Below are 21,666 nucleotides of genomic sequence, written 5' to 3'. Positions count from 1 at the left end.
CGCCGCTCCACGCGCCGCGCCGCTCCACGCGCCGCGCCGCTCCACGCGCCGCGCCGCTCCACGCGCCGCGCCGCTCCACGCGCCGCGCCGCTCCACGCGCCGCGCCGCTCTCCGTACCGCTCGGCCAGGGGGCCAGGGGCCCGCCGGCCGGTCCCCGGCTGGCTGGGCGCGGGGCCTGCTTCCGTGCCCGCCCCGCGACTAGATTCGAGGTATGGCGGACATCGTGCGCGAGGTCGAGCGGAAATACGCGGCGACCGACGAGACCCAGCTGCCCGACCTGACCGGTGTGGACCGGGTCGCGGCCGTGGTGGCGCGGGGTGTCGAGCACCTGGACGCCGTGTACTACGACACCGCCGACCAGCGCCTCGCCGGCGCCGGGATCACGCTGCGGCGCCGCACCGGCGGCCGGGACGCGGGCTGGCATCTGAAACTGCCGGTCGCGCCTGAAGAGACCGCCGGGACGGAGCCGGGCCGGACGCGGGACGAGGTGCGGGCGCCGCTGTCCGACACGCCGCCCCAGGAGCTGACGGCCCTCGTCCGCGCGCGGGCGCTCGGCCGGGAGCTGGCGCCCGTCGTACGCCTGCGGACGCGGCGCACGGTCCGGGTGCTCCAGGATGCCGCCGGAGCACCGCTCGCCGAGGTGGCGGTGGACGCGGTACGGGCTCAGCGCGCCGCTCCGGCCGGTGCCGGGGCGGCCCCCGCGAAGCGGAGCGGGGGGCCCGCGCGGGCCCGGTGGTGCGAGATCGAGGTGGAGCTGACCGGGGCGGGCGAGGGGGGCGCGGCCCTCCTGGACGCGGTCGGCCGGGCGCTCGCCGCGGCGGGTATCCGGCCCGCCGGGGCGGCGTCGAAGCTGGCGCGGGCGCTGGCCGAGACCGGGACCGGGCCCGCGGGCGGATCCGGCGACGCCCGCGGCGGCGGAAAGGCCGGCCGTGCCGCCGCCGGCACCGCGGGCGACGTCGTCCTCCGGTACGTCCGCGAACAGGTCCGGGTGATCGTCGAGCTGGACCCGGCCGTGCGGCGCGAACTGCCCGACTCCGTACACCGGATGCGGGTCGCCACCCGTCGGCTGCGGAGCGCGTTCCGCTCGTACGCGAAGGTGCTCGACCGTACCGTCACCGACCCCCTAGGAGTCGAACTCCGTTGGCTGGCGGGGGAGTTGGGAGTGGCCCGGGATCGGGAGGTGCTGGCCGCGCGGCTGCGTGCCGGGCTGGCGGAGCTGCCCCGGCCGCTGCGGCTCGGCCCGGTGGCCGCCCGGCTGCGCGGCTGGTCGCGGCGCTCCCACCGCGGTGCGCGGCGGGAGGTGCTCGCCACGCTCGACGGCGCCCGGTATCTGGCGCTCCTGGAGGCACTCGACGCGCTGGTGGACGATCCGCCGCTGCTGACGGCCGCCGCCCGGCCCGCGCCCGAGACGCTGGCGCGGGCCGTGCGCAAGGACTACCGGCGGCTGGCCGGCCGGGTGACGGCCGCGCTGGCGGCGCCGGCCGGGCCGGAACGGGACCAGGCGCTGCACAACGCCCGTAAGGCGGCCAAGCGGACCCGGTATGCGGCGGAGGCCGCCGTCCCGGCCCTGGGCCGCCCGGCGGAGACGTTCGTCCGGCGCACCAAGCGGGTGCAGCAGGTGCTGGGTGACCACCAGGACAGCGTGGTGGCGCGCGCGGCGCTGCGTGAGCTGGCGGTCCAGGCGCACCGCGCGGGCGAGGCCGGCTTCACCTTCGGGCTGCTGTACGGCCGTGAGGAGGCCCGTGCGGCGGACCGGGAACGGGAGTTGCCGGACGTGTGGCGGCAGGTGTCCGTTTCCGGGCTGCGCGCCAGGTCCGGGGCGTGACCGTGCGGGTGGCCCGGCCACCCGCCGGCGGCGGCCCCACCGGTCCGGGGCCGCGGTGGCGTGCGACGCGGGCGAGGTGCGCCGGGAGCAGGGCGAGCGGCGGCCCGCCACCGGGTTACGCTGGGGAGTCGCCCCCTGCCAGCTCACGAAGGTCCGGAGATGTCTGCCGAGTCGGTCTTCCCGCAGCTCGAAGCTCTGCTCCCGCATGTGCAGAAGCCCATCCAGTACGTCGGCGGAGAGCTCAACTCCACGGTCAAGCCGTGGGAGAGCTGCGATGTCCGCTGGTCCCTCATGTACCCCGACGCGTACGAGGTCGGACTGCCCAACCAGGGCGTCATGATCCTTTACGAGGTGCTCAACGAACGCGAGGGCGTGCTCGCCGAGCGTACCTACAGCGTGTGGCCGGACCTCGAAGCGCTGATGCGCGAGCACCACGTACCGCAGTTCACCGTGGACGGCCACCGGCCCGTCCGCGCGTTCGACGTCTTCGGGCTGAGCTTCTCCACCGAGCTCGGCTACACCAACATGCTCACCGCCCTCGACCTGGCGGGTATCCCGCTCCTCGCGGCGGACCGCACCCTCGACGACCCGATCGTGCTCGCCGGCGGCCACGCCGCCTTCAACCCCGAGCCGATCGCGGACTTCCTGGACTGCGCGGTCGTCGGCGACGGTGAGCAGGCGGTGCTGGAGATCACCGACATCGTCCGCGCCTGGAAGGCCGAGGGCCGGCCCGGCGGACGCGATGAGCTGCTGTTCCGGCTCGCGAAGACCGGCGGGGTGTACGTCCCCAAGTTCTACGACGTCGAGTACCTGGCCGACGGGCGGATCGCCCGCGTCGTGCCGAACCGCTCCGGCGTCCCGTGGCGGGTGTCCAAGCACACCGTCATGGACCTGGACGAGTGGCCCTACCCCAAGCAGCCGCTCGTCCCCCTGGCCGAGACCGTCCATGAGCGGATGTCGGTCGAGATCTTCCGTGGCTGCACCCGCGGCTGCCGTTTCTGCCAGGCCGGCATGATCACGCGTCCCGTACGGGAGCGAAGCATCACCGGCATCGGCGAGATGGTGGAGAAGGGGCTGAAGGCCACGGGATTCGAGGAGGTCGGCCTGTTGTCGCTGTCCTCCGCGGACCACACCGAGATCGGCGACGTCGCGAAGGGGCTCGCCGACCGGTACGAGGAAGACAAGATCGGGCTGTCGCTGCCGTCGACCCGCGTCGACGCCTTCAACATCGATCTTGCCAACGAGCTGACGCGCAACGGCCGTCGCTCCGGCCTCACCTTCGCGCCCGAGGGCGGCAGTGAGCGGATCCGCAAGGTCATCAACAAGATGGTCTCCGAAGAGGACCTGATCAGGACCGTCTCCACCGCCTACGGCAACGGGTGGCGGCAGGTGAAGCTCTACTTCATGTGCGGGCTGCCGACCGAGACCGACGAGGACGTGCTCCAGATCGGCGACATGGCGGTCAACGTCATCGCCGAGGGCCGCAAGGTGTCCGGGCAGAACGACATCCGCTGCACGGTCTCCATCGGCGGTTTCGTGCCCAAACCGCACACCCCCTTCCAGTGGGCGCCGCAGCTCTCCGCCGAGGAGACCGACGCACGGCTGACGAAGCTGCGGGACAAGATCCGCGGCGACAAGAAGTACGGCCGCTCCATCGGCTTCCGCTACCACGACGGCAAGCCGGGCATCGTCGAGGGCCTGCTCTCGCGCGGTGACCGCCGCGTCGGCTCCGTCATCCGCGCGGTCTACGAGGGCGGCGGCCGGTTCGACGGCTGGCGCGAGCACTTCAGTTACGACCGCTGGATGAAGGCCGCCGAGGAGACGCTGCCCGCCCAGGGTGTTGACGTCGCCTGGTACACCACCCGCGAGCGCACCTACGAGGAGGTCCTGCCCTGGGACCACCTGGACTCCGGTCTCGACAAGGACTGGCTCTGGGAGGACTGGCAGGACGCTCTCGACGAGACCGAGGTCGAGGACTGCCGCTGGACCCCGTGCTTCGACTGCGGGGTCTGCCCCCAGCTCGACCTCGACATCCAGATCGGGCCGACGGGCAAGAAGCTCCTGCCGCTGACGGTCGTCAAGTAGCGCCACCCGCAAGCCCCGCCGGCCCGGCCCCGCGTACCCCGCGGTGGCCGGGCCGACGCGCGTGTGCCCCCGACCGAGCGGATGAGGTGGCGAGTCGGGCACGGGGCGGGCGGCGCGTACGGCGGCACAGGACCGTCCGGCCCGCGGGCGTGGGACCGCACCGGCCCTGCCTCGGCCCTGTGTTGCCGCCCCGTAGGCAGGGAAGCGGAGTGTCCCGCGGTCCGCGGTCCGCGGTCCGCGTTTCGCGTTGCCGGGCTCGGGTCAGCGGGCGGGGGCGATTCCCCAGGCGGCGGCTCGGGCGGCGGCGGCCGCGCGGTTGGGGAGGCCGAGCTTGGCGAGGATGTGCTCGATATGGGTCCCCACGGTGCGCGGCGTGATGTACAGCCGCTCGGCGATCTCCCGGTTGGTGCGGCCCGCGGTCAGTTCGGCCAGCACCTGGAGCTCCCGTGGCGAGAGTCCGCCGGGCCGCCACGCGTCCGGGTGCCACGCGTCCGCGGCGGGGCCGGCCGCGGCGATCTCCTCGGGCGGCGGGACCGCGCGGCGGTCGACGGCCGCGGCGAGGGCCTCGGTGAGCAGGGTGACCACGGCGCGCGCCGGATCGGGCGCGCGCCGTGGCCGGCGGGTGCTGACGTTCAGCATGCCGACGTACCGGCCGTCGGCGGCGAACAGACACTGGGCCACGCCGTCCTCGATGCCGAGGGGGGACAGCACCTCCTGGAAACCCGGGGACGCCGCCAGGAGCTGCCGGGGGACGTCCTGGAGCCAGAGACCGCCCAGGGCCTGGCCGCGGAGCAGGGGGAACACCGGGTCGTGGTGGAGGCGGGTCTCGATGTAGGCCGTGGCGTCGTCCGGATAGCTCCCGGCCAGGGTGGTGTGGCGCCGGCGCAGCGGATCCCACCGGGACAGGGAGGCGTGGTCGTACTCCACCACCTCCGACAGCGCCGCCAGGACCGTGTCGAGGCCGGCCGCGCCGCTCGTGGCACTCCTGGCGGCCGCACGGACGTGGACGGCCGCGTCCAGGATGTCCGCCCCGCTCCGTGCCGCTGCCATCCTCCAAGGATGATCAGGCGCCCGTCATGCGTCAATTACGAAGGTCGTCGTGCACGATCCGCCCGTCCACGACGGTGAGGACGACGGGCATCTCCGGTATGTCGTGGGGGTCGGCGGTGAGCAGGTCCCCGTCGAGCACGCAGAGGTCGGCGACCTTGCCCGGCTCCAGGGAGCCCTTCCAGTCGTCGGCGAAGTCCTGCCAGGCCGCGTCGATCGTGTACGTACGGATCGCCTCCGCCAGACCGATGCGCTGCTCGGGGCCGCTGACCCGGCCGGCGGCCTTCGACTCGCGCAGCACCATGGTGGCGACGCCCTGGCGCCAGTCCGGGGAGGTGACAGGGGCGTCGGACCCGCTCGCGACCCGCACACCGGCATCGAGGGCATCGCGGTAGGGCCAGGCGTACGCGGCCCGCTCGGCGCCGACGAATATCTCCTCCATGTCGGCGACGGTCCACTTGATGGTGGGGTTCATGTTGACGCCGAAGCCGTGCGCGGCCAGCACCTCCATGCTGTGCGCGGTGAGGAAGTCGCCGTGGATGACGTAGTGGCGGGCGTCGGGCCGGGGGTGCTCGGCCTGGGCCGCGGCGAAGGCGTCCGCGACGGTGTCGATGGCCCGGTCGCCGGTGACATGGACGCCCATCTGGTGTCCGGCGGCGTGGGCGTGCCGGATCATGGCGTCGATCTCGGCGGTCCGCTCGGTGTCGGTCGCGCCGCCGACGCACAGCGAGCCGCAGCCGCCGCCGACGTACGGCTCGTGCATCCAGGACGTCTTGTTGGGGACGATGCCGTCGGCGAAGATCTTGACCCCGTGGATCGCGAGGCGGCGCGGATCGGCGTCACCGGACTCGCCGAGGCCGGCGAGGGCGCGGGCGAACTCCTCGGGGGTGCTCGACAGGCCGGTGGGCAGGAGCAGGACGCCGAGGCGGGCGGTCAGTTCGCCGTCGGCCAGCAGCCGGCGGTAGACGTCGAGGGTCTCCGCGCCGAGCGCGCCCCGCATGATGCCGTCGCCGCCGGGGCCGAGTCCGGGCTCGGTGTAGCTGGTCACGCCGAGCCGGGCGAGCGTGGCGAGGGCCGACCTGATCGCGTCGGTCCGCTCCCGCCGGCTGAGCGGCGGCAGCGCGTTCTGGACGAGGGCCTGGGCCCCCTCGTGGAGCAGCCCGGTCGGCTCCCCGGCGCCGTCCGCGACGATGGCCCCGCCGGGCGGCGCGACGGTGTCCCGGTCGATCCCGATGAGCTCCAGTGCCTTGGAGTTGACCCAGGTGGCGTGCCCGGAGAAGGAGTACAGGACGACGGGGCGGTCCGGGCTCACGGCGTCGAGGTCGTGCCGCGAGGGCTGCCGCGACGGATCGGCGACGCATTCGTCGAGATAACCGGTGTCCCAGCCGTGCCCCGTGATCCACTGCCCGTCCGGAGCCCGCCCGACGGCCTCCCGTACCGCCTCGGTCACGTCCGCGAGGGAGGCCACGGCGGGATGGCTGAGGTCGAGGGAGAGCGGCGGCGTCGCCATGCCGAAGGCGCATCCGTGCAGATGGGAATCGTTGATACCGGGAAGCAGCGTCGCCCCCCGCAGGTCGACGACGCGGGTGCCGGGTCCGACGAGCGGCGTGACATCCGCCCGCCCGCCGACGGCGCTGATGACCCCACCGGTCACGGCCAGGGCCGAGGCGACGGAGAACTCCGCGTCGACCGTGACCACCTGGCCGCCGAGAAACACCAGATCCGCATACGTATCCACAGAATGTCCTTTCGAAACCGGGCGTCACCACGGCCACCCGCAAACGCCTTCCCGAGGACTATGGCGACGCCCCCGCCCTCCGCACATCGGTCATCCCACCGATACGCGCCCGCCGCCGCGGCCACGGCCCGGCCGGCGCGCCATCTGCTCAGGGCCCCGGCCGGGCGGCGGTACGCGCATGTGCTGACGCGGGCGCGGCATCGCGTGGGCGGTGCGCGGTACCGGCGCGGGGCTCGCGGCGCTCGTTCGGTGGACGCCGGTGGCGCCGGCCGTCGCCGGTCACCGGTACGTACTGCTGCCGGCCGGGCGCTGGTGGCCGTGGTGCCCGTCGTCGCCCGGGAGACCGGGGCCGCGTGCGGACTTTGCCGGCGGGCTGCCGGATACGTCTCCCGCGCCGTCGGCCGGTTCCACGGCCGGCTGCTGCGGGGGCTCGTCGTCGAGCCGTCGCGCCGGGCGTACCGGGCCGTCCGCACCCCGCTCGGGCACGGCATCCGGGACGGCGTCCGGCATCCGGCGCGGCGGGCCGCGGGCGATGCGGGCCGGACCGTCCGGCGGACGCCGCGCGCCGCCCGTGCGGGCGCGCGGCAGACCCGCCGGGAGATCCGGCACGCCCTCTTCGGCGCCCCGCGGGAGCCGGAGCCCGCTGTCGCCGCGCCGCCCCGCCGGGAACCGGGCGTGCCCGCGGCACGTACTCTAGGTAAGAAGTCCGGGCGCGACCCGTCCCCGCCCACGCGGGGACGATCAGGACCGGATGGCGTCGCAGCGGCGTCATCCGCGGCACTCCCCCGCGGGAGTGGTGTCCAGCAGCGCCCTCACACCAAGGAGAAGTAGCCCTGGGCAAGCGACAGCCCGAAGGCCCGCCGCCCGCACCGGCGGTGCAGCGCATCCGACTGCGCTACACCAAGCGCGGCCGCCTCCGGTTCACCAGCCACCGCGACTTCCAGCGCGCTTTCGAGCGGGCGCTGCGCCGCTCCGAGGTCCCCATGGCCTATTCGGCGGGCTTCACCCCGCACCCCAAGGTGTCGTACGCCAACGCCGCCCCGACGGGCACGGGCAGTGAGGCCGAATACCTGGAGATCCAGCTCACCGCCCGCCGTGACCCGGCGACGCTGCGCGAGCTGCTGGACGCGTCGCTGCCGGCCGGGCTCGATGTGACCGACGCCGTCGAGGCGCACACCAGTGGCCTCGCCGACCGGCTCCAGGCGTCGGTGTGGGAGATCCGGCTCGACGGGGTGGGGACCGAGACGGCGGAGCGCGCCGTCGCGGCGTTCCTCGCCGCGGAAGAGGTGCAGGTCGAGCGCCGGACGAAAAACGGTGTGCGGGCCTTCGACACGCGGGCCGCGGTGGCCCGCCTGGAGGCCGTCCGCCCCGAGAGCGATAGGCCCGACGGCAATGCCTGTGCGATACTGCGGCTGGTTGTTCGGCATCTGACACCTGCCGTTCGACCCGACGACGTCCTGTCCGGCCTCCGAGCTACGGCCGACCTGGCGCCGCCGGTCCCCGCAGCGGTGACCAGGCTGGCGCAGGGGCTGCTCGATGAGGAGTCCGGCACGGTGACCGACCCGTTGGCGCCCGACCGCGACGCTGCCACGGCCGCCCCATCCACGGCCGCCGGGCTGAGTGCCGCGAAGGTGCCGAGTGGGGCCTCCCCGGCAGTTTCCGGGGAAGGTACCGCGTAGGACCGCCGTCGCCGCGTCGCCGATCAGCCAGGGCACAATCCCCGGCCCGGCGGACGCACTGACCAGGAGACTTTCGCCGGTCCCCGACCTACGGCCCGGCGAGCGAGACGACAGCTCCCGTGCGGCGCCCACGCCCCGGACAGCGGAACCGCGCACATCACGCGGACCGCGGCCGGAATCAGGCGCGGCGCCCGGGAGCGTGACGGGAGAACCGCCCGCATGCTCGAATCAATTGAGCCCACCGAACCCATCCAGCCCGCGGAGCGCGGCGCCGACGACAGCGCGTCGCCCAGCGGCACCCTGCCGCCGCGCCGCAGGCGCCGTGCGGCATCCCGGCCGGCCGGTCCGCCGGCGGCCGGCAGCGCCGCCGCGTCCGCGGTGGTGAACGCCGAGAACGCTGACAACGCCGAGAACACCGAGAACGCAGCACGCGCTGCGCAGCCGGCCGCCACCGAGGAGAGCGCCGCGTCCCCGGTCACCACCGGCGAGGACGCCAAGCCCGCCCGTGGCCGTCGCCGCGTGACCCGCAAGGTCACCGCCCCGGCCGGCGCTCCGCTGAGCGCCGTCGAGGAGCCCGCCGCCGCACCGGCCGTCGCCGAGGCCCCGGCCCCCGAGACGCCCGCCGCCGAGGCCCCGCAGACCGATGACGAGGCGCCGCGCGGCCGTACCCGCCGCCGGGCGACCCGTAAGGCCACCGCCCCCGCCGGGGCCCCGCAGGCCGGCGTCCGCCCGGAGCCGGCCGCCGCCGAGGCGCCCGAGCCCGCCGCGGAGAGCGCCGCCGCCGAGGCCCCGGCCGCCCAGGAGGACGACGCCCGGCCCGCCCGTGGCCGTCGCCGTGCCACCCGTAAGGCCGCCGCCCCGGCCGGCGCTCCGCTGAGCGCCGTCGAGGAGTCCGCCGCCGTACCGGCCGAGAGCCCGGCCGTCCCGGCCGCCGCCGAGGACGAGGCCGCCGAGCCCGCTGAGCCCGTCAAGCCGGCCCGTGCGCGCCGCCGTGCCACCCGCAAGGTGACCGCCGCGGCTCTCGCGCCGCAGGCCGCCGACGAGGCACCGGCCGCCGAGGCCGAGTCCGAGACCGCCGAGGCGCCCAAGCGCCGGGGCCGCCGCCGGGCCGAGCGCGCCGCGGAGCCCGTCGCCGAGGCGTCGCGCGCCGAGGAGGAGCCCGCGGCCGAGGCGCCGGTACGCGGCCGCCGCCGGGCGCAGCGTCCGCCGTCCGCCGTCTTCCAGGCGCCGGTCTTCACCGAGCCGATGTTCCAGACCCCGGAGAGCGCGGCCGCGGCCGCCGCTGCCGCCGCCCGCCAGGAGACCGAGGTGGCGGCCGAGCCGGAGCAGGTCCAGGAGGAGCAGCCGGCGACCGGCGGCCCGCGCCGTCGGCGCCGCCGTGGCGCGCCCGTCGAGCCCGAGCCGGTGGCGGCCGCCCCGGTCGAGGAGATCGAAGCGGACGAGGAGCCCGAGTCCGAGGACGAGGCCGAGCAGATCGACGCCGGGCACGACGACGAGTCCGACCGTCCGTCGCGCCGCCGCCGCCGTGGTGGCCGTCGCCGCCGTCGCGGTGAGGCCGCCGACGGTTCGGACGAGCAGCCCGCCGAGGGCCGCCCGGCCGCCGAGCGGGAGCTAGCCGAGGCGGAGGAGGAGCCCGAGGAGGGCGACGAGCACGCCGTCGGCCGGCCGGAGCAGCACGAGGACGAGGCCGACGACCACGGCGGCGGCTCCAGCAGCAGCCGTCGGCGCCGCCGTCGCCGCCGTCGCAGCGGTGACTCCGGCGAGGCCGAGGGCCACCAGGGCGACGACCCGGAGCGCACCGTCGTCAAGGTCCGGGAGCCCCGTAAGAAGGACGAGGGCGGCACCGGCGCCGACGAGGTCCAGTCGATCAAGGGATCGACGCGCCTGGAGGCCAAGAAGCAGCGCCGCCGTGAGGGCCGCGAGCAGGGCCGCCGCCGGGTGCCGATCATCACCGAGGCGGAGTTCCTCGCGCGCCGCGAGGCCGTCGAGCGCGTGATGGTCGTGCGCCAGAGCGGTGAGCGCACCCAGATCGGTGTCCTTGAGGACAACGTGCTCGTGGAGCACTTCGTCAACAAGGAGCAGGCGACGTCGTACGTCGGCAACGTCTACCTCGGCAAGGTGCAGAACGTCCTGCCGTCGATGGAGGCCGCCTTCGTCGACATCGGCAAGGGCCGCAACGCCGTGCTGTACGCCGGCGAGGTCAACTTCGAGGCGCTGGGCATGGCCAACGGGCCGCGGCGCATCGAGACCGCACTGAAGTCCGGCCAGTCGGTGCTGGTGCAGGTCACCAAGGACCCGATCGGCCACAAGGGAGCCCGGCTCACCAGCCAGGTCTCGCTGCCCGGCCGCTACCTGGTCTACGTGCCCGAGGGCTCGATGACCGGTATCAGCCGCAAGCTCCCGGACACCGAGCGGGCGCGGCTGAAGCAGATCCTCAAGAAGATCGTTCCCGAGGACGCGGGCGTCATCGTGCGTACCGCCGCGGAGGGTGCGAGCGAGGACGAGCTGGCGCGTGACGTCCTGCGGCTCCAGGCCCAGTGGGAAGAGATCCAGAAGAAGGCCAAGAGCGGCGGCAGCTCCAACGCGCCGACCCTGCTCTACGGTGAGCCGGACATGACCGTGCGGGTCGTCCGCGACATCTTCAACGAGGACTTCTCCAAGGTCATCGTGAGCGGCGACGGCGCCTGGGAGACCATCCACGGCTATGTCGCGCATGTCGCGCCGGACCTCACCGACCGGCTCCAGAAGTGGACTTCGGACGTCGACGTCTTCGCGACGTACCGCATCGACGAGCAGCTGATGAAGGCGCTGGACCGCAAGGTCTGGCTGCCCAGCGGCGGTTCGCTGGTGATCGACAAGACCGAAGCGATGGTCGTGATCGACGTCAACACCGGGAAGTTCACCGGTCAGGGCGGCAACCTCGAAGAGACCGTCACCCGGAACAACCTGGAGGCGGCCGAGGAGATCGTGCGTCAGCTGCGGCTGCGCGACCTCGGCGGCATCGTGGTCATCGACTTCATCGACATGGTGCTGGAGTCCAACCGGGACCTCGTGCTGCGGCGGATGCTGGAGTGCCTGGGCCGGGACCGTACGAAGCACCAGGTGGCGGAGGTCACCTCGCTCGGCCTGGTCCAGATGACCCGTAAGCGGGTCGGCCAGGGCCTCCTGGAGTCCTTCTCCGAGTCCTGTGTGCACTGCAACGGCCGCGGCGTGATCGTCCACATGGACCAGCCGACGTCGGTCGGCGGTGGCGGCAAGCGCAAGAAGAAGGGCAAGGCCGGCAACGGTGCCCAGCCCGACCACCAGCACGAGGACGGTTTCGCTGCGGTCGAGGTCGCACCGGAGCTGGAGCCCGCCCCGGTGACCGAGGCCGAGCTCCAGCCCGCGGTGGCCGAGGCCGACGAATGGTTCAGCAGCCCGGCGGAGGCCGAGGCGGCCGCCGGACGCGGCCGTGGCCGGCGTCGCGCGAGCCGGAAGGTGTCCGCCCCGGCGGGCGCCCCCAAGGCCGCGGAGGCCGCCGCGATCGTGGTGCCGGCCGAACCGGTGGCCGCGCCGGCCCCCGAGCCGGAGCCCGTCGAGGCGCCGGCCGCGGAGCCCGCGCCGCCCCGTGCGCGCCGTCGGGCGACCCGCAAGGTGACCACTCCGGCGGGCTCGCCGCAGGTCTCCGACGACGGCGCGGTGACCGTGGTGGTCGAGACGCCGGCGGCTCAGCCGGTCGCGGAGCAGGCTGCCGAGCCGGTCGCCGAGGCGCCGGCCGAGGTCCCGGAGACCGTCGAGGTCCCCGAGCCGGCCGAGGCACCGGAGCCCGTCGAGGCTGCCGAGGCCGAGCCTGTGGCCAAGAAGACCGTGAAGAAGGCGGCGGCCCGTAAGACGGCCGCCAAGAAGACCGCGGCGAAGACCACGGCCACGGCCCCGGCCAAGAAGGCGGCGGCGAAGAAGACCGCCACCGCCAAGAAGACCGTGGCGAAGAAGGCCACCACCGCCAAGAAGGCCACCGCCAAGAAGACGACGGCCAAGAAGACCACCGCCAAGAAGACGGCGACGGCGGCCAAGAAGACCGCGGCCGCCGAGCAGTCCGCGCCGTCTTCGGTGTCGGCCCCGGCGGAGGACTGAGCAGTACCCGCGCCCCGGACCGTCCGCGGTCCGGGGCCGGTTTGACCCCCTGGTCAAGGCCCCGTAATCTTGACCGTCGGTGTCTGTGACACCAAACCCCTGAGCAAACACCTCTCGGTCCGCCGAGAGAGGCCGCTCGTCCCTCGGATTTCATGAGCCCTTCCCAAGCTCATGTGAGCGGCTGGCATCAGAGGATCCGAACCTAGCGAAAGAGAGTTCCGCGTGTACGCGATCGTGCGCACCGGCGGACGCCAGCAGAAGGTTGCTGTTGGCGACGTCATCGAGGTTGACCGCATTTCCACCAGCAAGGTCGGCGACACCGTCGAGCTCTCGACGCTGCTGGTCGTTGACGGCGACTCGGTCACCAGCGACCCGTGGGTCCTGGCCGGCGTGAAGGTCCAGACCGAGGTCGTGGACCACCACAAGGGCGACAAGATCCGGATCCAGAAGTACAAGAACAAGACCGGTTACAAGAAGCGGATCGGCCACCGCCAGCTCCACACGGCGCTGAAGATCACCGGCATCGACGCTCCGGCGAAGTAAGGGACTGAGGAGACATGGCACACAAGAAGGGCGCATCGTCCACTCGGAACGGTCGCGATTCCAATGCTCAGCGGCTCGGTGTGAAGCGCTTCGGCGGTCAGGCCGTCAACGCCGGTGAGATCCTGGTCCGCCAGCGCGGCACGCACTTCCACCCGGGCACGGGCGTCGGCCGCGGCGGCGACGACACCCTGTTCGCCCTGGCGGCGGGCGCGGTGCAGTTCGGCACCCACCGTGGTCGCAAGGTCGTGAACATCGTTCCGGTCGCCGAGTAATTCCGGCCCGGCCGTAACGGCTCTGCTGGAGGTCCGGGGGTTTACGCCCCGGTTCCACCCGGCACCACTCCGAGGGCGGACCGCCTTTTCTCGCGAGAGCGGGAAGGCCGGTCCGCCTTTGGCGTGTTAGTACAGAGACATTCCCGCAGTTATCTGGAGGCACCCCACCATGACCACCTTCGTGGACCGCGTCGAGCTGCACGTCGCCGCGGGTAACGGAGGCCACGGCTGCGCCTCCGTTCACCGGGAGAAGTTCAAGCCGCTCGGCGGCCCGGACGGCGGCAACGGCGGCCGTGGCGGCGATGTGATCCTGGTCGTCGACCAGGACGTCACCACCCTCATCGACTACCACCACCACCCGCACCGCAAGGCCACCAACGGTGTGCCGGGCGCGGGCGACAACCGCGAGGGCAAGAACGGCCAGGACCTGATCCTGCCGGTCCCGGACGGCACGGTCGTGCTCGGCAAGGACGGTGCGGTGCTCGCCGACCTGGTCGGCCAGGGCACCACCTTCGTCGCGGGCCAGGGCGGTCGCGGCGGCCTCGGCAACGCCGCGCTCTCCTCCGCCCGCCGCAAGGCCCCCGGCTTCGCGCTGCTCGGCGAGCCCGGCGAGGAGCGGGACATCGTGCTGGAGCTCAAGACCGTCGCGGACGTCGCGCTGGTCGGCTACCCGAGCGCCGGCAAGTCCTCGCTGATCTCGGTGCTCTCCGCGGCCAAGCCGAAGATCGCGGACTACCCCTTCACGACCCTGGTGCCCAACCTCGGCGTGGTGACGGCCGGTTCGACCGTCTACACCATCGCCGACGTCCCCGGGCTGATCCCCGGCGCCAGCCAGGGCAAGGGCCTGGGCCTGGAGTTCCTGCGGCACGTCGAGCGCTGCGAGGTCCTGGTGCACGTCCTGGACACCGCGACGCTGGAGTCCGACCGCGACCCGGTCTCCGACCTCGACATGATCGAGGCGGAGCTGGCCCAGTACGGCGGCCTGGAGAACCGGCCCCGGGTGGTCGTCCTCAACAAGACCGACATCCCGGACGGCAAGGACCTCGCCGAGATGATCCGCCCCGACCTGGAGGAGCGCGGCTACCGCGTCTTCGAGGTCTCGGCCGTCGCCCACCTGGGCCTGAAGGAACTCTCCTACGCGCTCGCCGACATCGTCGCGCAGGCCCGCGCCGCCCGGCCGGTCCAGGAGGCCACCCGTATCGTCATCCGTCCGAAGGCCGTGGACGAGACGGGCTTCACGGTCACCGAGGAAGGCGATCACTTCTACCGCGTGCGCGGTGAGAAGCCCGAGCGCTGGGTGCGCCAGACCGACTTCAGCAACGACGAGGCCGTCGGCTACCTCGCCGACCGGCTCAGCCGCCTCGGAGTCGAGAACGCGCTGCTCAAGGCGGGTGCGCGGGCCAACGACGGCGTCGCGATCGGCCCCGAGGACAACGCGGTCGTCTTCGACTGGGAGCCGACGATGGCGGCCGGTGCGGAGATGCTGGGCCGACGCGGCGAGGACCACCGTCTGGAGGCGCCCCGTCCGGCCGCACAGCGTCGCCGCGACCGCGACGCGGAGCGCGACGAGGCCGACGAGGAGTACGAGGGCTTCCGGCCCTTCTGAGGACGGCCTGTACGGCACGTCCACGACGGGCCGTACGGCGCTTCGGCACGGCATGGCACGGCCCCCGGGAAGAGAGATCCTCCCGGGGGCCGTTCGCGCAGTTCAGGGGCGGTTCAGCGGGCCGGGCTGCGGTCGGTGCGGCCGGTGTCCGCGGCCTCCTGGGAGCGCTGGCCGGGGATGCCGGACAGCCGGCGCTCCAGCCGGACGCGGCGCTCGTCGGCCTTCGCGCACAGGTCCAGCGCGGCCTGGCCGAAGCGGACCGCGGAGGGCGGTTCCGAGGGGCCGAGCAGCTGCTCCTTGAGCCGGGCGCGCTCCGCGGCGAGGGTGTCCCGCTCGGGGTGGCGGACCGTGTCGAGGAGCGCGGCCACACCGTCCGCCCCGGGCGTCAGGACCACCGCCGCCCGTACGGTCGGGAAGTTCGCCCGGAAGTCCGCCTCGGCCATCCCCGAGGTATTGGCGACCGCGTACGGCTTCCCGCTGGCCAGGTAGTCCGAGATGACGCTGGAGACATCGCTGATCAGCACGTCCGCCTGGTTGAAGCAGCTGAAGACACCGGGGCGGACGGTGGTGACGACGCGGTGCTCCCACTCCGGGAAGGAGTCCCAGTACGCGTGCTCCCAGGCGGTCACGGCGGCCGCGACGGCGGCCGCGCGGCCCGGCTCCGGGGTGCCCTGGAAGCGCATCCGCTCCAGCTCGTCCGCGCTCTTGCGGAAGGCGGCGGTGGTCAGCCGGTCCAGCTCCGCGGTGCGGCGGGCCAGCTCGGCGGCGGCCCGCGGGCCGGGCAGCGCGCCGCCGCGCCCGCTGTTGGCCGCCGCGATCATCGCCTGGATCCGGGCATCGGCGGCGCCCGCGCGCGGGTCCACCGAACCGGTCATCGGGTGCGGTTTGTACAGCAGCCGCACCGCGGGGTCGGCGAGCAGTTCGCGGACGATGTTCTCGCCCGCCAGGATCACCGAGGTGTTGCCCGGGTTGCCGTCCCAGCCCTCCCACGTCGGCGCGTACAGCACCGTCGTGAAGCGGCCGAGCGGGGCCCCCTCGTACGGCTCGACGGGGGCCAGCTGGGGGCGGCCGACCTCGACCACATCCTTGTCCTCGACGCCGATGTCGGCGAGCTGGTAGCGCTCCCGGGCCGCCGGACCCGCCACCCACACCTCGTCGTACGCCTTCGCGTACGGGTTGCAGGAGGACAGCTTGTCGCTCTCGCCGTGGTTGATGAAGGCGTGTTTGACGGAGGGGATGCGCAGGATCTGCGAGGTCTTGCCGGAGTTCGCCGGGTGCAGCAGCACCTTGAGCGTGGAGTGCTCCAGACGCATCAGATGGGCGACCTTCGGGATGCACAGGACCGGGATGTCGGTGGCCTCGATCTTCTGCACCATGAAGCGCTCGCGGAGCACGATGACCGGCTTGCCGTCCAGGCCGGCGAGGGTGCTCAGCCACATGTTGGCCTGGTAGGCGGAGGCGGAGCCGCCGGAGAAGTACATGCCGGCCGTCGGCCGGTACGCGGCCAGCCAGTCGTCCAGCCAGGCCAGGGCACGGCGTTCGCCCGCCGTCCGCTTCCCCGGCAGCAGCCAGCGGCTCAGGTGGAGCGTGCCGCCGACGGAGCAGGCCAGCGAGACGGCGATGCCGATACCGCCCCCGTAGACCTCCGTGGTGAGCGCGCTGACCATCATGCCCACTGTGGTGGGGACCGAGAAGCACAGCAGCCGCCGGCCGGTCTGGCGGTAGAGGATGCGCGGCGGGGCGTCGGACAGGTGCAGTGCGGACACGTCGATGTTCCGCGTCACGAACGGGAGGGTGCGGGTCCTGCGGACCAGCACCGCGACGGCCTGGCACGCGAAGTGCGAGCCGTAGAAGAGGAGCAGCGTGATGGCGAGCGGTGCCTGCTCCTCAAGGGGATCGATACCGTCGATGTTCAGCAGGCCGACCAGGATGAGCATGTCGCGCAGCAGCTGGCGGACCGTGACGTCGAAGCGGACGCGGCCGAGCAGCGAGAGCAGGCCGGGCTGGGTGTGCTGGAGGACCAGGTCGAGACCGAGATTGACCACGGACGCCGCGATGAACAGCGGAACGACGGGCAGCAGCGCGCCGACGAGCTGGGCGATGAACGCGGCCAGCATCGCGAACAGGGCCGCGAGCTGGACGGCTCGGCGGGGGACGATTCCGGCGGAAGGCACGGGGAAGGGCTCCTGGCAGCAAGGAAGGTCGGAGGAGGGCCTTGGGGGCGGCCGGATCCCCCGCCGCGACACCGCCCGGGGCGGCGAAACAGACCGAGGGACACCCGACCGTAAGACCTTGTTGGCCTTGGTGACAATCTGCTGTGGTGCTCATCACCGCGAAACCGGACCAATCGAACGCAACCTAAAGAGTGTTACCACCGTCTTAAGAAATTCTGAGAAAGACCTGAGGAAGCGGTGAAGGGCGCGCGGCACCCGGCGGGGGCGCGCCGGCGGGCCGTCCCGGGCGGCCCCGGGGAGTGTCCGCGACGGCGTCCGCCAGGCGATATGCCGACGCGGCGACCGGCCGCCCTGCCGTAGATTGCGTGCAGAGGGCCGTCGTACGGGATCGCCCGTACGGCAGCGGGACCGGCAAGCACAGGGGTACGCAGGTGGCAGGCGCAAGGCAGGACGTGACGGACGCCCGCAGGGTCGTGGTGAAGGTCGGCTCGTCCTCGCTGACCACGGCGGCCGGGGGGCTGGACGCGGACCGGGTGGACGCGCTGGTGGACGTGCTGGCCAAGTACCAGGACAAGGAGGTCGTGCTGGTCTCCTCCGGTGCCATCGCGGCCGGCCTGGCGCCCCTGGGACTGGACCGGCGCCCCCGCGACCTGGCCCGGCAGCAGGCCGCCGCCAGCGTCGGCCAGGGACTGCTGGTCGCCCGCTACACCGCCTCCTTCGCGCGCTACGGCCGCCGGGTCGGACAGGTGCTGCTGACCTCCGACGACACCAGCCGCCGGGCCCACTACCGCAACGCCTGCCGGACGCTGGACCAGCTGCTGGCCATGGGCGCGGTACCGATCGTGAACGAGAACGACACCGTCGCCACCGACGAGATCCGGTTCGGTGACAACGACCGGCTGGCGGCCCTGGTCGCCCACCTCGTCCGCGCCGATCTGCTGGTCCTGCTCTCCGATGTGGACGGCCTCTACGACGGTGACCCGGCCACCCCCGGCACCTCGCGGATAGCCCAGGTCAGCGGGCCGAAGGACCTGGAGGGCATCTCCATCGGCAGCGCGGGCCGGGCCGGCGTCGGCACCGGCGGCATGCTCACCAAGGTCGAGGCGGCCCGGATCGCGGCCGCGGCCGGTATCCCCGTCGTGCTCACCTCTGCCGTGCACGCCGCCGAGGCGCTGGCCGGCGGCCCGACCGGCACCCATTTCCTGCGCACCGGCCGGCGCTCGGCGGACCGGCTGCTGTGGCTCGCGCACGCCTCCACGCCGCGCGGTGCGCTCGTCCTGGACGACGGGGCGGTGCGGGCCGTCGTCGAGCGGCGCTCCTCGCTGCTGCCGGCCGGTATCGCCTCGGTCGAGGGCGAGTTCGCCGCCGGGGATCCGGTCGAGCTGCGGGACGTCACCGGCCGTGCGGTCGCCCGGGGGGTGGTCAATTTCGACGCCCGGGAGATCCCCCGCCTGATGGGGCGCTCGACCCGGGACCTCGCCCGCGAGCTGGGGCCGGCGTACGAGCGGGAGGTCGTGCACCGCGATGATCTGGTCGTCCTGCACCACTGAGGCCCGCGGGGCGCAAACACCGGGAGCGCCGGGAGTACCGGAGTACCGGAGTACCGAGAACACCCGGAAACACGGCGACGCTGAAGCGCTGAAGCGCGGGGAACTCCGGGAAACGCCGGTGAACCCGGGGGAGCGCCGGTAAACACTCTCCGCGCCGCGGTGCCAGGACCAGCCTTTCCACGGAGACCTTCTCGAAAACGCCCCCGCGAGGGCCCGCGGGCTGGTCAACTTTGAAGCGGGGCGCCGCAGGTGAGCGGCGCCCGCAGCGCGACAGCGCGCACGACGGAGAACGACCGTACCCATCGGCTCCGCACCCCCGAGGGCGGAACGATTCGCAGCACAGGAGGCCGCCGGTGAGACGAGGGCGCCCAGGGGCACTGCCCCGAGGGACGGCGGGGCCCACCCTGACCAGCGTCGGGACCGGCGAGGACGCCGACGGGCCGGACGACACCGAGCGCGCGGCGCGGAGCGGGGCGGCACGGGAGGCGCCGCAAGGTGAGCGCCGGGAGGTGTCCCGGCTCTGGCACGTCACGCTGAGCGTCTCGGGGGCGGAGGCTCCCCTGGCGGAGGTCCGGCGGGCGCTGGAACAACTCGCCCACGACCACCCCTTCCTGCTGACCAGCCGGTACGCCCACGACCACGCCGAAATCCGTTACTGGGAGGAGGCCCGGGACCTCCACGACGCCGCGGCGGTCGCGCTGCGGCTGTGGGGCGAGCACCGTTCGACGGCCCGGCTGCCGCCGTGGGAGATCGTCGGCCTGGAGGTCATCGACCGCGCGACCTACCACCAGCGCATCGCGGAGGGATACGGCCCGCCGCCCGCGTCACCGGTCGGAGTCCATCCGTACTGAGCGAGGATCGGGCCCGGCCGGGCCCGCGCGTGACCGGATCCGGGGCCGTACCCCTCCCGCCGGGCCTGGTCCCGCACGGTGAACCGGCCCCGGCCGCAGCCCCGCCGTCCGGCTAGGCTGCGGCCATGACCAGCAGCGCATCGCCCTCCTCGCCCGTCCTTGAGACCGCCCGCCGTGCCCAGGAGGCGGCCGCCCTTCTGGCGCCACTGCCGCGCACCGCCCGCGACGGAGCGCTGCTGGCCATCGCCGACGCTCTGGTGGCGCGGACCGGCGAGATCGTCGCCGCCAACGCCGAGGACGTCGCCAAGGCACGGGCCGCGGGCACCGCGGAGTCGATCGTGGACCGGCTCACCCTCACCCCCGAGCGGATCGCGGCGATCGCCGCAGACGTCCGCGATGTCGTGGCGCTGCCCGACCCGGTGGGTGAGGTGGTGCGTGGTTCGACCCTGCCCAACGGCCTCGACCTGCGCCAGGTCCGGGTGCCGCTCGGCGTGATCGGGATCATCTACGAGGCCCGGCCGAATGTGACGGTGGATGCCGCGGCGCTGTGCCTGAAGTCCGGCAATGCCGTACTGCTGCGCGGTTCGTCCTCCGCGTACGCCTCCAACAGCGCGCTGGTGGCGGTGTTGCGGGACGCCGTAGCGAGCGCCCAACTGCCTGCCGACGCCGTGCAGTTGGTGCCCGGTGAGAGCCGTGACTCGGTCCGCGAGCTGATGCGCGCCCGCGGCCTGGTCGATGTGCTGATCCCGCGCGGTGGCGCCGCCCTGATCCGTACGGTCGTCGAGGAGTCCACCGTCCCGGTGATCGAGACCGGCACCGGCAACTGCCATGTCTACGTCGACGAAGCCGCCGACCTCGACATGGCGATCGACATCCTCGTCAATTCCAAGGCACAGCGGCCCAGCGTGTGCAACGCCGCCGAGACGGTGCTGGTGCACGCCGGGATCGCGGAGCGGTTCCTGCCGCGGGCGCTGGAGGCGCTGACCCAGGCCGGGGTGATCGTGCACGGCGACGCGGCCTGGCAGCAGGTCGGCCCCGGCCTGGTCGCCCCCGCCACGGACGAGGACTGGGCGGCGGAGTACCTCTCGTACGACATCGCGGCGGCCGTGGTGCCCGACCTGGACGCGGCGGTGGCGCACATCCGGCGCTGGTCCTCCGGCCACACCGAGGCGATCGTCACCGCCTCGCAGGCCGCCGCCCGCCGGTTCACCCGACTGGTGGATGCCGCGACGGTCGCGGTGAACGCCTCCACTCGTTTCACGGACGGCGGCCAGTTCGGCTTCGGCGCGGAGATCGGTATCTCGACGCAGAAGCTGCACGCCCGCGGCCCCATGGGGCTGCCGGAGCTGACGTCCACGAAGTACATCGTCACCGGAGACGGCCACACCCGCTGAAGCCCCTGCGGATTCGCCGTTCTCCCTGCCCAAAACACCCCTCCGGGGCTACCCTGGACGGGTGCCGGACGACGTGGGGGGCAGGCCGTTCCCGGACGGCGAAGAGCCCAGCGAGCACCACCACGGGAGCCACGGAGAAGCGGACGAGGAGTTCGCCTCCGTGGTCTTCGACGAGGACTTCGTGCGGGCCGCACGGATCCATGAACCTTCCGCGGCCGAGCGGATGCTGGCCGCCGCGGAGGCGTGCGCCGAGGCCGAGGCGGCCCGCCCAGGGGTCGGCTTCGGCCCCGATGGCGTGGACGGCCCGGACGGTGCCGCCGGCCCGCGCGGTCGCGGCCGCCGCCGGGGCCCGGATGCCGACAACCCGGACGCGTACCGCGACCACGGCGAGTACGGGGACTACGCGCCGCACGGTCCGTACGGCCCCTACGGCGGGGCGCTGCGCCCCTATCGCGGCAGCGCCCGCTGGCACCGGCCGGTGGCCTGGGTGCTGGCCGTGGTGATGGGCATCGGACTGGTCGCGCTGGCCTTCAGCGCCGTCTACCGGGGGGCCTCCGGCCGGACGCAGGGCCCGGCGCCGTCGCCCGCCTCCAGCGGAGTGGACGCGTCCGCGGCCAGCGGCACGGACGGAGTCAGAACGGTGCGCCCCGGCCTGCCGCCGGCCGCGCCGGCCGGCTCCGCGCCGCCGTCGGCCTCCGCGGCCCCGCGGGCGCACTGATTTCCCGGCAAATTCCGTGGGGCATTACCCGGAAAACCGCCCGGGAAAACGGAGCTGCCCGGTGAATTTGT

Annotated in this window: 15 protein-coding genes; 11 read left to right on the top strand and 4 right to left on the bottom strand. The window is 73.6% G+C overall.

Going from position 1 to position 21,666, the window contains the following annotated elements; genetic code table 11:
- Positions 1-211 precede the first annotated feature (211 nt).
- Both ACLJWH_RS16690 and ACLJWH_RS16685 read left to right on the top strand, forming a co-directional pair.
- Positions 212-1,825, top strand: coding sequence for a CHAD domain-containing protein (locus tag ACLJWH_RS16690; protein WP_411142487.1), 1,614 nt, complete (start codon positions 212-214; stop codon positions 1,823-1,825).
- A gap of 159 nt (positions 1,826-1,984) precedes the next feature.
- A complete protein-coding gene (locus tag ACLJWH_RS16685) occupies positions 1,985-3,910 on the top strand; it encodes a TIGR03960 family B12-binding radical SAM protein (RefSeq protein WP_411142486.1) in 1,926 nt (641 codons plus the stop codon).
- 261 nt (positions 3,911-4,171) lie between these two features.
- Here ACLJWH_RS16685 and ACLJWH_RS16680 read toward each other — a convergent pair whose 3' ends face one another.
- From ACLJWH_RS16680 to ACLJWH_RS16670, 3 genes are all read right to left on the bottom strand, one after another.
- A complete protein-coding gene (locus ACLJWH_RS16680) occupies positions 4,172-4,960 on the bottom strand; it encodes a LuxR C-terminal-related transcriptional regulator (RefSeq protein ID WP_411142485.1) in 789 nt (262 codons plus the stop codon).
- 31 nt (positions 4,961-4,991) lie between these two features.
- Entirely contained in the window at positions 4,992-6,695 is a 1,704-nt protein-coding gene (locus ACLJWH_RS16675) for an amidohydrolase (protein ID WP_411142484.1), read from the bottom strand.
- Between the two features lie 279 nt (positions 6,696-6,974).
- Positions 6,975-7,304, bottom strand: a complete 330-nt coding sequence (locus ACLJWH_RS16670; protein ID WP_411142483.1) for a hypothetical protein — start codon at positions 7,302-7,304, stop codon at positions 6,975-6,977.
- A gap of 266 nt (positions 7,305-7,570) precedes the next feature.
- Between ACLJWH_RS16670 and ACLJWH_RS16665 the strand changes: the two genes are divergently transcribed.
- The 5 genes from ACLJWH_RS16665 to obgE all read left to right on the top strand — a co-directional run bounded on the left by ACLJWH_RS16665 (position 7,571) and on the right by obgE (position 14,908).
- Complete coding sequence (locus ACLJWH_RS16665; RefSeq protein ID WP_411142482.1) at positions 7,571-8,374, top strand: TIGR03936 family radical SAM-associated protein; 804 nt, start codon at positions 7,571-7,573, stop codon at positions 8,372-8,374.
- Positions 8,375-8,593: 219 nt separating this feature from the next.
- Positions 8,594-12,487: an Rne/Rng family ribonuclease gene (locus ACLJWH_RS16660; RefSeq protein WP_411142481.1), complete on the top strand. Its 3,894-nt coding sequence runs from the start codon at positions 8,594-8,596 to the stop codon at positions 12,485-12,487.
- A gap of 222 nt (positions 12,488-12,709) precedes the next feature.
- Positions 12,710-13,030: a 50S ribosomal protein L21 gene (gene rplU / locus ACLJWH_RS16655; RefSeq protein WP_052855736.1), complete on the top strand. Its 321-nt coding sequence runs from the start codon at positions 12,710-12,712 to the stop codon at positions 13,028-13,030.
- A gap of 14 nt (positions 13,031-13,044) precedes the next feature.
- Positions 13,045-13,302, top strand: a complete 258-nt coding sequence (rpmA, locus tag ACLJWH_RS16650) for a 50S ribosomal protein L27 (RefSeq protein WP_009717948.1) — start codon at positions 13,045-13,047, stop codon at positions 13,300-13,302.
- A gap of 169 nt (positions 13,303-13,471) precedes the next feature.
- Positions 13,472-14,908: a GTPase ObgE gene (gene obgE, locus ACLJWH_RS16645; protein WP_411142480.1), complete on the top strand. Its 1,437-nt coding sequence runs from the start codon at positions 13,472-13,474 to the stop codon at positions 14,906-14,908.
- 113 nt (positions 14,909-15,021) lie between these two features.
- Here obgE and ACLJWH_RS16640 read toward each other — a convergent pair whose 3' ends face one another.
- Entirely contained in the window at positions 15,022-17,082 is a 2,061-nt protein-coding gene (locus tag ACLJWH_RS16640; protein ID WP_411142479.1) for a hypothetical protein, read from the bottom strand.
- A 431-nt stretch (positions 17,083-17,513) separates the two neighbouring features.
- Between ACLJWH_RS16640 and proB the strand changes: the two genes are divergently transcribed.
- The 4 genes from proB (at position 17,514) to ACLJWH_RS16620 (ending at position 21,595) form a co-directional block, all read left to right on the top strand.
- Positions 17,514-18,632 carry a glutamate 5-kinase gene (gene proB / locus ACLJWH_RS16635; RefSeq protein ID WP_411142478.1) on the top strand — a complete coding sequence of 373 codons (1,119 nt, stop codon included), beginning with the start codon at positions 17,514-17,516 and terminating at the stop codon, positions 18,630-18,632.
- 353 nt (positions 18,633-18,985) lie between these two features.
- Entirely contained in the window at positions 18,986-19,483 is a 498-nt protein-coding gene (locus ACLJWH_RS16630) for a hypothetical protein (protein WP_411142477.1), read from the top strand.
- 125 nt (positions 19,484-19,608) lie between these two features.
- Positions 19,609-20,877: a glutamate-5-semialdehyde dehydrogenase gene (locus ACLJWH_RS16625; protein ID WP_411142476.1), complete on the top strand. Its 1,269-nt coding sequence runs from the start codon at positions 19,609-19,611 to the stop codon at positions 20,875-20,877.
- 61 nt (positions 20,878-20,938) lie between these two features.
- Positions 20,939-21,595: a hypothetical protein gene (locus tag ACLJWH_RS16620; RefSeq protein WP_411142475.1), complete on the top strand. Its 657-nt coding sequence runs from the start codon at positions 20,939-20,941 to the stop codon at positions 21,593-21,595.
- Positions 21,596-21,666: the final 71 nt, after the last annotated feature.

Source organism: Streptomyces sp. x-80, from assembly GCF_046549095.1.
Taxonomy (GTDB): Bacteria; Actinomycetota; Actinomycetes; order Streptomycetales; family Streptomycetaceae; genus Streptomyces; species Streptomyces celluloflavus.
The sequence above is the reverse complement of the archived record's forward strand: the minus strand, read 5'-3'. Positions and strand labels throughout refer to the sequence as shown.

Excerpts from the sequence above, each read along its gene's own strand:
- obgE (WP_411142480.1), top strand. The coding sequence starts at position 13,472 with ATGACCACCTTCGTGGACCGCGTCGAGCTGCACGTCGCCGCGGGTAAC.
- ACLJWH_RS16680 (WP_411142485.1), bottom strand. The coding sequence starts at position 4,960 with ATGGCAGCGGCACGGAGCGGGGCGGACATCCTGGACGCGGCCGTCCAC.
- rpmA (WP_009717948.1), top strand. The coding sequence starts at position 13,045 with ATGGCACACAAGAAGGGCGCATCGTCCACTCGGAACGGTCGCGATTCC.
- ACLJWH_RS16690 (WP_411142487.1), top strand. The coding sequence starts at position 212 with ATGGCGGACATCGTGCGCGAGGTCGAGCGGAAATACGCGGCGACCGAC.
- ACLJWH_RS16660 (WP_411142481.1), top strand. The coding sequence starts at position 8,594 with ATGCTCGAATCAATTGAGCCCACCGAACCCATCCAGCCCGCGGAGCGC.
- ACLJWH_RS16625 (WP_411142476.1), top strand. The coding sequence starts at position 19,609 with ATGACCAGCAGCGCATCGCCCTCCTCGCCCGTCCTTGAGACCGCCCGC.
- ACLJWH_RS16685 (WP_411142486.1), top strand. The coding sequence starts at position 1,985 with ATGTCTGCCGAGTCGGTCTTCCCGCAGCTCGAAGCTCTGCTCCCGCAT.